This is a genomic window from Brevundimonas abyssalis TAR-001 (genome assembly GCF_000466985.1).
Classification (GTDB): domain Bacteria; phylum Pseudomonadota; class Alphaproteobacteria; order Caulobacterales; family Caulobacteraceae; genus Brevundimonas; species Brevundimonas abyssalis.
Map to the genome: position 1 here is coordinate 1 of NZ_BATC01000082.1, position 9489 is coordinate 9489.

Annotated in this window: 12 protein-coding genes and 2 pseudogenes; 9 read left to right on the plus strand and 5 right to left on the minus strand. The window is 68.0% G+C overall.

Going from position 1 to position 9489, the window contains the following annotated elements; all coding sequences use genetic code 11:
- Positions 1–358: 358 nt before the first annotated feature.
- Entirely contained in the window at positions 359–535 is a 177-nt protein-coding gene (locus MBEBAB_RS17785) for a hypothetical protein (protein ID WP_242397179.1), read from the minus strand.
- Here MBEBAB_RS17785 and MBEBAB_RS17790 point away from each other — a divergent pair.
- The 3 genes and pseudogenes from MBEBAB_RS17790 to MBEBAB_RS13850 all read left to right on the plus strand — a co-directional run.
- A pseudogene (locus MBEBAB_RS17790) lies at positions 489–656 on the plus strand (plasmid mobilization relaxosome protein MobC); the annotation flags it as partial. The gene MBEBAB_RS17785 and the pseudogene MBEBAB_RS17790 sit on opposite strands and share 47 nt — an antisense overlap.
- A 102-nt stretch (positions 657–758) precedes the next feature.
- Positions 759–1805: a relaxase/mobilization nuclease domain-containing protein gene (locus MBEBAB_RS18810; protein WP_507725563.1), complete on the plus strand. Its 1047-nt coding sequence runs from the start codon at positions 759–761 to the stop codon at positions 1803–1805.
- Positions 1806–1935: 130 nt separating this feature from the next.
- Positions 1936–2373, plus strand: coding sequence for a Ros/MucR family transcriptional regulator (locus tag MBEBAB_RS13850; protein ID WP_021698613.1), 438 nt, complete (start codon positions 1936–1938; stop codon positions 2371–2373).
- A 43-nt stretch (positions 2374–2416) separates the two neighbouring features.
- On the opposite strand, the gene MBEBAB_RS13855 is transcribed toward MBEBAB_RS13850, so the two are convergent.
- Positions 2417–3037, minus strand: coding sequence for a type II toxin-antitoxin system HipA family toxin (locus MBEBAB_RS13855; RefSeq protein ID WP_081703547.1), 621 nt, complete (start codon positions 3035–3037; stop codon positions 2417–2419).
- A 219-nt stretch (positions 3038–3256) separates the two neighbouring features.
- Between MBEBAB_RS13855 and MBEBAB_RS13860 the strand changes: the two genes are divergently transcribed.
- From MBEBAB_RS13860 to MBEBAB_RS13870, 3 genes are read left to right on the plus strand one after another with little or no spacing between them, the layout of a single operon-like run.
- A complete protein-coding gene (locus MBEBAB_RS13860; RefSeq protein ID WP_021698615.1) occupies positions 3257–4660 on the plus strand; it encodes a recombinase family protein in 1404 nt (467 codons plus the stop codon).
- 32 nt (positions 4661–4692) lie between these two features.
- Complete coding sequence (locus MBEBAB_RS13865) at positions 4693–4884, plus strand: hypothetical protein (RefSeq protein ID WP_021698616.1); 192 nt, start codon at positions 4693–4695, stop codon at positions 4882–4884.
- A 56-nt stretch (positions 4885–4940) separates the two neighbouring features.
- Entirely contained in the window at positions 4941–5120 is a 180-nt protein-coding gene (locus MBEBAB_RS13870) for a hypothetical protein (RefSeq protein WP_021698617.1), read from the plus strand.
- 406 nt (positions 5121–5526) lie between these two features.
- On the opposite strand, the gene MBEBAB_RS15885 is transcribed toward MBEBAB_RS13870, so the two are convergent.
- Positions 5527–6414 (minus strand): helix-turn-helix transcriptional regulator, encoded by an 888-nt coding sequence (locus MBEBAB_RS15885; protein WP_200865130.1) that lies wholly within the window; start codon positions 6412–6414, stop codon positions 5527–5529.
- An 824-nt stretch (positions 6415–7238) separates the two neighbouring features.
- Here MBEBAB_RS15885 and MBEBAB_RS13875 point away from each other — a divergent pair.
- The 3 genes from MBEBAB_RS13875 (at position 7239) to MBEBAB_RS13885 (ending at position 8649) form a co-directional block, all read left to right on the plus strand.
- Positions 7239–7649 (plus strand): eS19 family ribosomal protein, encoded by a 411-nt coding sequence (locus MBEBAB_RS13875; RefSeq protein WP_021698618.1) that lies wholly within the window; start codon positions 7239–7241, stop codon positions 7647–7649.
- 39 nt (positions 7650–7688) lie between these two features.
- Positions 7689–7910, plus strand: coding sequence for a hypothetical protein (locus MBEBAB_RS13880; protein WP_045319413.1), 222 nt, complete (start codon positions 7689–7691; stop codon positions 7908–7910).
- 535 nt (positions 7911–8445) lie between these two features.
- The gene (locus MBEBAB_RS13885) at positions 8446–8649 is read left to right on the plus strand and encodes a hypothetical protein (RefSeq protein ID WP_045319414.1); all 204 of its coding nucleotides are present in this window, start codon (positions 8446–8448) and stop codon (positions 8647–8649) included.
- A gap of 19 nt (positions 8650–8668) precedes the next feature.
- Here the strand turns inward: MBEBAB_RS13885 and MBEBAB_RS13890 are convergent, their stop codons facing one another.
- Both MBEBAB_RS13890 and MBEBAB_RS16620 read right to left on the minus strand, forming a co-directional pair.
- The gene (locus MBEBAB_RS13890; protein ID WP_021698620.1) at positions 8669–9274 is read right to left on the minus strand and encodes an LPD7 domain-containing protein; all 606 of its coding nucleotides are present in this window, start codon (positions 9272–9274) and stop codon (positions 8669–8671) included.
- Positions 9271–9489: pseudogene (locus tag MBEBAB_RS16620) on the minus strand (hypothetical protein); the annotation flags it as partial. The pseudogene MBEBAB_RS16620 and the gene MBEBAB_RS13890, both read right to left, overlap by 4 nt.

Genomic DNA, 9489 nt, shown 5'->3' on the forward strand with positions numbered 1-9489 from the left:
CGCGCCCGAAGGAAGGCTGCCGTTGGTCTCACAATTGCGCGGGGCCGAACGAGACCGCCGCTGGGTGCGGAGGCGGCGCACGACTGTGCGCCGCCGACTCTTGTTGTGGAGGGGAAGCCGCCCTCGGCTGGGGCGCCTGAGGGCGGCGGGCGAGCGGCCGGAGACGGCCGCCGAGGGGAGGGCGGGGAGCCCCGTAGGCCTGCGGGGCGAAGGGGATCGCGGTCTAGGGCAGGATAGGCTTTGCGCCGGCAATGTCTGACGAAACTCGCTTCCCCATGGACCGCCTCACCCTTCGCCTCCCGCCCGACCTGGCCCGCCGCTTCGACGCGGCGGCGGCCCCGCGCGGCGGCCGGTCCCGTTATCTGCGCAGCCTCATGGAGGCGGCCGCCCAGGCCTCGTCGCCGGCGGCGGCGGCGGCGCCGGGGCGGGAACCCGGGTGGTCGGGCGAAAAGTCCGTCAAGCTGACCTTGCGGTTGCCGCAGGCGGACATGGCCGCCCTAGAAGCCGAGGCGGCCCGCACCGGGCTGTTGCGCACCCAGTGGGCGGCGGCCCTGATCCGGCGGCGCCTGCACGGCGGTCTGCAGCTGACCCCGCCGGAGGCCATCGCCCTGATCGGGGTTCGCCGCGAGCTCAACCGGATCGGCGTCAACATCAACCAGATCGCCCGGGCCCTGAACACGGCGGTTCTGGAGGCGCGGTGCTGGAACTGGAGACGGCGCAACTGGCCGCCTTCGCCACCGAGATCCGGGCCCACGTGCGTGGGTTGGACGCGGCCTTCGCCGGCAACCTGGCCTACTGGTCGGCGGACCCGTGAGCGACTTCCGTCGACCCCTGGGGTTCGAGGACGCCCTGCGGCCGCCGGTGGATGTGCGCCGGGCGCGGATCACCCGGCCGGTGCTGCGGCCGCCGGGCCGGGCCGGGGACGCCGCCGCCTACGGACAGCTGGCCCGGATCATCCGGCGGGCGCCGGAGGTCATGGTCAAGGTCACGGGGAAAACGCGGGACGGAGGCCACCTGAAGCGGCACCTAGACTACATCAGCCGCAACGGCGAGCTGACGCTGGAGGGATCGGACGGGGCGCGGTTCGAGGGGCGGGCGGCGGTGCAGGCTCTGGCGTCGGACTGGGCGGCGGAAGCGGCCATGTCGCCTGGCCGGCGGGGCGACAGCCCCCTGTCCCGGTCCATCGTCCTGAGCATGCCCAAGGGGACCGATCCCATGCGGCTTCACGACGCCGCGCGGGCCTTCGCGACCGAGCCTTCGGCGAGCGCTTCCCCTATGTGTTCGCCCTGCATGACGAGGGCGGGCATCCCCACGTCCACCTGACCGTGCGGGCCCTGGGGTCGGACGGCGGGCGTCTCAATCCGCGCAAGGCCGATCTGGAGGTCTGGCGCCGGCGCTTCGCCAAGGCCCTGCGCGATCGCGGCGTGGAGGCCGAGGCCAGTCCGCGCCGGGCGCGCGGCGTGACGCGCAAGGCGGAGCGAACGCCGGTGCGGAAGATGCGGGAGCGTTTCGCGGCGGGGCCGGGGCCGGCGCCCCGGGTCATGGTGAGCGCCTGGCGGCAGGCGTCCTCAAACCCCGGACGGGCGACGCCCTGGGAAGCGGCGATCCGTGAGCGGCAGACCAGGATCCGTCGCGCCCTTGCGGCCGAAGCCGTCGCCCTGTCGCATTCAGAGCGCGCCGAGGACCGGGCGCTGGGCGCCGCCCTGATGGATCATCTGCGGCGCCTGCCGAAGGTGGCGACGCGGGAGGAGCAGTTGTCCCGACTGTCCGATCGCAGCCGAGACGCGCCGGGGCGGCGCCGATAAAAGCCCGGAAGGTCGATGATGACTCCGGCGCCGGCTGCCCAGCGGATTATTGATGCGGCGCGGTTCCCATGCCCATGGCGTTCATGCAACGTGGCCGCTCAGCTTAGCCGCGCCCCGGAGGCCAGGATCCATGGACGAAACCCCCAGCGAAACCGATCTGGTCGGCATGACCGCCGACATCGTCTCAGCCTATGTGTCGAACAATACGGTGGCGCCGGAGGGGCTGGCCGCCCTGATCTCCGGCGTGCACGGGGCGCTGGCCGGCATGTCGTCCGGCGCCGAGCCGGAGCCCGAGCCGCTTGTCCCGGCGTTGCCGATCCGCAAGAGCATCACCCCGGACTATCTGATCAGTCTCGAGGACGGGTCGCGGTACAAGTCGCTCAAGCGCCACCTGTCCGCCAAATATGGTCTGACGCCAGGGGAATACCGGGCCAAATGGGGTCTGCCGCACGACTATCCCATGGTGGCGCCCAACTACGCCAAGGCCCGGTCCGACCTGGCCAGGTCCATGGGGCTCGGTCAGGGCGTGCGCCGACCCGTCAGGCCGGGGCGCAAGCCCAAGGCCTGATCCGTCGGTTGGGAAGCGAGGCGAGCCTTGGCCGTCTTTCGCCTCAGCGGACTGACGGCGGGATGATCTGGAGCCGCAAGCCGGCTTCAATGCGTTTCACATCCCGTTCGGGAACGCCCGCCTCGGCGGCGTAGGCCGGCCAGTTCCGCACCCGGTCGGCGATTTCGCCGACGAGGCCGAGGGTGCGTCTTCGCTTGAATCCGCAAAAGGCGCCGAACGTCGCCAGATCCTCCAGGTCGAAACCGTCGCGCTTGCCGTTGAGGCTCATCTGGTGACGGCTCGTCCAGTCGCCGGAGGGATTGTAGGCATAGACCACGTCAAAGGCGGGCGAGAGGCGCCAGGCGCCCGACCGGTCCATGAGGAAGGCGATGTTCTTCACATGGTCGTCCTGGTTGCGGATCAGCAGGTTCAGGACAGCCCGACGAAACTGCTGTTCCACATCCGCGGCGGGAAGGTCGAGGCGGCGGATGGTCTCCACCGCCTGTTCATAGCTGTAGGCGCCGGCGGCGTTGAAGTCGAAATGCCGAAGCGCCGCCAGCGACTGCATGTGCAGTTTGCGGCCGTCCGGGGTCCGGTCGAAGCGGCGGGTCATGAAGTGGCTGCGCCCGCCCTCACGGTGCAGGCGGCATGGGGACACTCGACAGGCGCTGCAGCACGACCTCATATGCGCCGTCGGCCACCACTCACTTTCCTGGCCGGCGGCGGCGCTCCGCTTGCTTACCCGAGCCGGGCGGAGCGCCGCCTCTTGGCGCGGGTCCCGCTTTCCTGACCGGGCCCGTCATCCGTGACCGGAGCTCCGATCCCACAGCCCTCCGCGAACATCCGCCGCCGTATGGAGTGCGCGAGGCCCGCGGATTTGCTAGATCAGCTCCAGGCGGGACCCATGAAGCGCGCTGCCCAGTATCTGCGGATGTCGACGGACCATCAGCGATACTCCCTCGGCAACCAGGCCGCGGGCATCGCCGGCTTCGCCCTGGCCGAAGGCTACGACATCGTCCGCACCTATGAGGATGCGGGCAAGAGCGGCCTGACCCTGCACGGCCGGCCCGGGCTCAAGCGCCTGCTGGCCGATGTGCTGTCCGGGGACTCCGACTACGATGCGGTCCTGGTGCTGGACGTGAGCCGCTGGGGGCGGTTCCAGGATCCGGATCAGGCGGCCCATTATGAATTCCTGTGCCGGGAGGCGGGGGTGGCGGTGATCTATTGCGCCGAAGGGTTCGCCAACGACGGGGCGCCCGCCAGCACCATCGTCAAGCACCTGAAGCGGGTCATGGCTGCGGAGTACAGTCGTGAGCTCTCGGACCGCATCCGCTCGGCCAAGCGCCGCCAGATGACCAGCGGCTGTCTGCTGGGCGCGCCCCCGCCCTACGGCATCCGACGCGAACTGAGGGATCCCGACGGCAATACAGTCTGCATCCTGGAGAAGGGCGAGCAAAAGGCGGTGCGGTCCTGGCGCACCTATCTGGTGCGGGGGCCGAAGCGGGAGGTGCGGACCACCCGCTGGATCTTCCGGATGTTCGACCAGGAAGGCCTGGCCATGGGCGAGATCGCCCAGCGGCTGAACCGCCGCAAGATCCCGTCCAGCACGGACAATCCCTGGGACGGGACCAAGGTTCGGGCCGTCCTGCGCAATGAACTGGCCATCGGCTACTGGGTGTGGGGCAAGACGTCCGTTCCCCTGAAAGGCCGGCGGGTCGAACGGCCGCAAACCGAATGGGTCAGGATCAGGGTCATGGCCCCCATCGTCACCCGCGCCATGTTCGATCGGGTCGCCGCAAGGCTGGACGCCAAGGTGCGCGGCGAGCAGCTGACCCGGGCCGAAATGCTGACCCGTCTCAAGCGTCTCCGCACCGAGCGCGGCGGCCTGACCCGCCGGGCCATCGACGCCTGCCCCTACACCCCCAGGGCGGAAACCTATGTGCGGGCCTTCGGGACCCTGGCCGAGGCCTTCAGGATGATCGGCTTCAATCCGCCCACGGCCTCGCGGTGGAAGTTGAAGGGTTTGCGCATCGCCACCCTGGGTGAGGTCACCGCCGCCCTGCGGACCCTCTATGAGGCGCACGGCTATCTCAGCCACCACCTGATCCGCGACGCCGCAACCCTGCCGTCGCCCAGCGCGGTCTCCCAGCGCTATGGCAGTCTGCGCGCCGCCTATGCCGCGGCGGGCTACACGGTCTCCAGATCGGAGATCCAGCGGGCGGGCTGGCGGCGCCGGATGGAGCGACTCGCGCCCGCCGCGGCGGCGCTCGGGCCAGACTTGCCAGCCGCGCCGTCTGCGGGCACCTAGCGGCTTTCCGAAAACAGCCTCGCGGATTTTGAGTGACCGACGCAGAGAGAGTCGACGCCTTGCTCGACCTGGTGGACCCCGACCGGACCGAAGACCGGGCGCGCAGCGCCCGGCTGATGGTGCTCGGCCTGGCTGAACGCACCGGGCGCGGCCATCGGCCCACCATAGCGGGCTGGAATCTGCTGGGGGACCGGGGCCGGGCTTTTCGGAGCGATCAGGGATGAGGCGGCTTCGCCGGTCCTCTGGGGAATTGCTGTCCAGACGGGCCGGGGGCGTCTGAATGGCGTTTCTGCTGCCGGGAGAGGAGCGCATCATCGTCTGCGGCCGCACGGTCGGGGCGATCCGCCAGGACGAGACCGGCGCCTGGTGGGGCATCGGGCCCGATGATGACGGCTGGGTCGGGCCGTTGGAGAGCCGGGGCGACGCCCTGGACCACGTCATCCGGCCCCACGAGGACTGACCGGCCGGGCGAGCAGGGCGCTAATCGGCGCAAAGGGGCCTCCTTCTGAGAGGTGACCGAGACACGTCGGCCCGGACCTCGTTCCGGGTTGCGAGGCTGGGCTTTCCCGCATGCACGGGTCACGGACACTGTCTGCTCAGGCTCGCAATCGCGCACGGCGGGCGGCTGGCGACATTCGATCGTCGCCTATCGGTCAAGACGGTGAAGGGCGGCAAGGCGGGTTTCAGGTGATTCCCGACACGGTCTGACGCCGGCGGCCCCTCACGGGCCCTTGCCCCCGTCGTCTTGCTGCGCACCAAGATGTGGGGGTGCGGATGACCGCAGCCGACCCGTTTTGGACGTCGCCAAGGTCAGCACCAAGAACGCTCAGGCGATGCAAATCAACCGAGCTGGACTGGCGCGCAGACTAATAAACGCGGTCGCTTGCGGCTCCCCGCCGCCGCATGCCGGGGTGGACGAGGCCCCCACATCGCTCAACGAACTGCTCTCGCATCTCTTCAGGGATGGTTGGCACAGCAACAGTCGTCCCATTGAACTCGAACGAGATCGCCTCGCCTTGAGCCAGCGGCTCAAGCACCTCATCAGCGATTGCGAACGCGTATCCTAATGCCGGCTTTTCACCAGAAGCGTTCACCTCGGGAGAGCCCATTCGTTCCGCCGCGCCGATCCGGGTCGTGAGCGGAGGTTGAGGCCAAGAGTTTTCGGGAGTGAAACCTCGCACTCTCACATGAAGCGAAACCGACCGGCATGAGAGGACGACAGTTGGAATAGAGACGCGTGAGTTTTCCGTTGAGGGCACAAGATAGGTTATGGCGGGCACCGTGGAAGAAGCGGACATGACGCGCCATTCGCGGGTTGTAGAATCCCCGCCTGTAACGGGCACTGGAAAGTGTTGTGCCTTGCGAGCGGGGCTTTCTGTCCCGCTTGTGAAGTAGGCTGCGATGCCCACGGCCACCAGAATTCCAACGACCATCGCTGATCCCCAAACAACCTTTGCCCCTACGCCACCCGCAGGGCTTGGCTGGAAGGGTTTGTCGTTGGACGGGGTGCCTTCAACGTCAAAAAATTTGTTACGATTTTTTTGACGGGCCAACTCATCATGCCCGCCGATCAGCCGCGCGAGTTCTCGGCTGCTGACCGCGCCAGTCTTTCGTCTCGCCGAGCGCAATCGTTCGTTGACGACATTGATGGACAGGCCCTCGGAATTAGCGATGGTTTTCGCTGTATGTCCTCGAGCAAGAAGCCTCAACAAATGCCGTTCTTGGTCTGTCAGGCGATCCAGCTGCTGGGCCATAAAATACTACCAAGGTTTACCTCCGCCCCTTTTAGTCGGTGGGCGGGGCGGCTCAACCCACTAGCCCCACGAGCCCCGCCCAAATTTATTGTGTGACTGGAACGGGTTCTTGTGTGACCGGAGCGGGCTAATCCGATGTCTGTTTCACTGTCTGAGACAACGTCCGCTAACCACCCTTAGCGGACCTTTGGGTTGCCCGGCGACAGTGGCGCGTCTGCCTGGCTTCAACGAACAAACGTCGCCCTTAAGAGTGCCCCTCCCAGTAGGAGTAGCGCCCATGTCGCCGTCAGATATGCCACTGCCCAGAGGAAAGCCGCCCACGACGTTGAGGGGCCGCTAAAACTCGATTGGACTGCGCTCAGCCAAAGGATCGCTGATAACGCTAAGCCGGTGCCGCCCGCTAACGCGACCGGCAATGGCGAAAAAAAGCGGCCGGGTTTGATTTAACGCCACCACATAGAAAACGACCGACAGCACGGTCACGATGCCTCAGACCGGCGGCGGCTGGTATAGCAATGCGAAGAACCCGACGCAGATCGTTAGGGCGATAGTCGCCAGCAGGCCGCCAAACGCCAGAACTCTCATGGAAAGCAGTGTCCCTACACGTGGATTAGTGTAGCGAAGGCCATGTCCGCCCTCCACCCCTTGCGCACCTTCGCAGGAGCTTCACAGTATGGGAGTGAACTGCGGACTCGGGGCGGGGCAACACCCATCTCGATCGATCGTCCTGTATTGCACTCACGCATCCAGTTCGGAGGCAGGAACGGCGTGCAGGGGCGGCCCCCCTGTCCCTGCCGCCTGACCAACTGGCGCGTTACCCCGGCGTGGTGGAGAACGTCGCCCGGGTGACTGTGGAGACCTACGAGCGCGAGGGCTTCACCAATCTCGAACTGATCCCGGAGATCACCGCCTTCCTTCAGCGGGATTTCGGCCACCTGATCCTGTCCCACCTGATGCTGACCCTGCGGGAAGACCCTTCGCTCGGTGCATGGGCCCGTGCGCCGGCGTCCGAGCTTTACACGCGTTTCGGCGTCTCGCGCGCCCATGTGCGCAACGTCCTGCAGATGGGCGAGGATCTCGGGCTGGTGAAAGGTCAGACCCGGGGGGGGCGCATGGTGCGCCTGACGCCCCGCTTCGTGGAGCTCACCCGTCAGTGGGTGGCCATCGACCTGGCGTGGATGCGATACCTTGCGGAGGGTTCGTACGTTCATGCACGCCGACACGCTGAAGCATGAGCCTCTTTGCTCTGTCGTTCGATCAAGAGTTGATGGGTGATGCGTGATATTGGCGACGGTTGCGACATGCGTACGACCAGGGCGATCGCCCTTAAGCAGCACAAGAGTCTCGGCGATGTCGTGTCCGACCTGGCCCGCCGCGTCCTGCATCGTCCGCGGGCTTTGGCCGTGCGCAACGGCGTCCCGTTGCTGCCGATGAACGACCGCAAGGCCGTTGTCGCATCGGAGACGGTCAACGCGCTGCGCGACGCGCTGCCGTGACCTGATCGCCGGACGCCAATGTCCTCATCGCCCTGATCGATCCTGCTCATGTCCTTGCCGCGCACCCCCGATGTGGGTCGCGGATGACCGCACCGGTCCCGTTGCGGCCGTTCGACCAGCCTGCCATGGTCGCGCCCGGCAGAACGGGTTTCGCATGCCCAGGGACTGGAACATTTTCGCCCTGCTTCTGGCGTTGGCGATTTGACCCGGTGCAAGTTCGGGCCAGACGCCGCCAGGATCCTGTGCGCTCTTCGATCCCGGTGCTTGCCGCACAACGAATGAGATCGTCCGGGATCCTGCCTTCGACCGTGCGCTGGAGCGGTTTCTAGGTGATCGCCAGGCCGCCTATCTCCATACGCGGGGACCTGTTCGAGTTCAGGCCGCGGCCGTGCTGGGCGGGCCGCCTGACACGCCCGTGATGTTTGGGGAGCTTTATCGTTTCACGGCGTGCCGCGCTCATTCATGCGATGAAAAAAGGCGCTGTGGTCCTTACGCACGACGGGCGGATTCTGGCGGTGGCCATCCTGCATTCTGCATGCGCGACGTCGCCCAGACCGTCTGGCTGCGCAGCAGGATGCGGCTCGCTGTGCATCTCCATGCCGACGCCGATCAAACGGTGGTCGTCGGCAACCTGTCGCAATGGGCTGCAGATGCCGTCCAGGGCCGCTACACATCACCTGCACTCGGCCGCGCGGTCCTCGAGGGCGTCGATGTTTCGACGGCAGGTTCAGATCACTGAGCTGAGCGTTGCGGCCCCGTCAGCGTCCCGCACGCTCGCGGGACCGATCCGGCCGGGCGACCCTGTCGATGGCATCGCGGGTCAGGCCGGCGCGCACGGCGGCCCGCTCGATCAGCCGGGCCTGCACGGCCTGATCGTTGATGAGGGTGCGCACGACCATGGCGGCGCGGCGGAGCCGCTCCTCGGGCGCCATGGGGGCGGGCAGGCCGGCGGCCCGGTGGTCACGCTCGCGCGGCCTGTAGCCCTGCACCTCCAGACCCATGGCCCGGGCCTGGACCCAGACCTCCCGCCGGAAGGCCTCGTCCCCCTCCGCCTTCAGCCGGGTCCAGCCCCGGTGCTGCGCGACCTTGAGCATGTCGGCCACCGTGTCCGGATAGGTCCGCCCGGCGCTGAGCCGCCGGCCTGTGTCCCGAAACGCCGGATCCGGCGTGCGGTGATCCCGGTAGAAGCGTTCGGCCCGGCCCTGCAGGTCCCGTTCGATGAGATAGCGGTCCGCCACCTCCCGTGGCAGGTCGCCCTTGCGCAGGGAGCGCGTGACGGTCTCCCCCGCGCGCGCCCGCGCCGGCCTGATGTGGTTGGCCGCGCGGTCGCCGCGCGAGGGGCCGGGGGGCGACGGATCGGTCATGGACGGCGCTCCGGGCTTGCGTCCACGGCCATGACCCGGTCCAGCCAGTCGGCCACCTCCCGTTCAGAGGCGCCCCGGGCCGGCGCCGGAAGGCCTTCGGCGGCGAAGGCGCGAAGGATGTCCGCATCCGCGGGATCGAGAACGGCGGTCTGCGCCGGTTGCGACGGGGCGGGGGGCTGGCCCGGGGCAGGCAGGCGGGGAAGGGCGCAGGACCG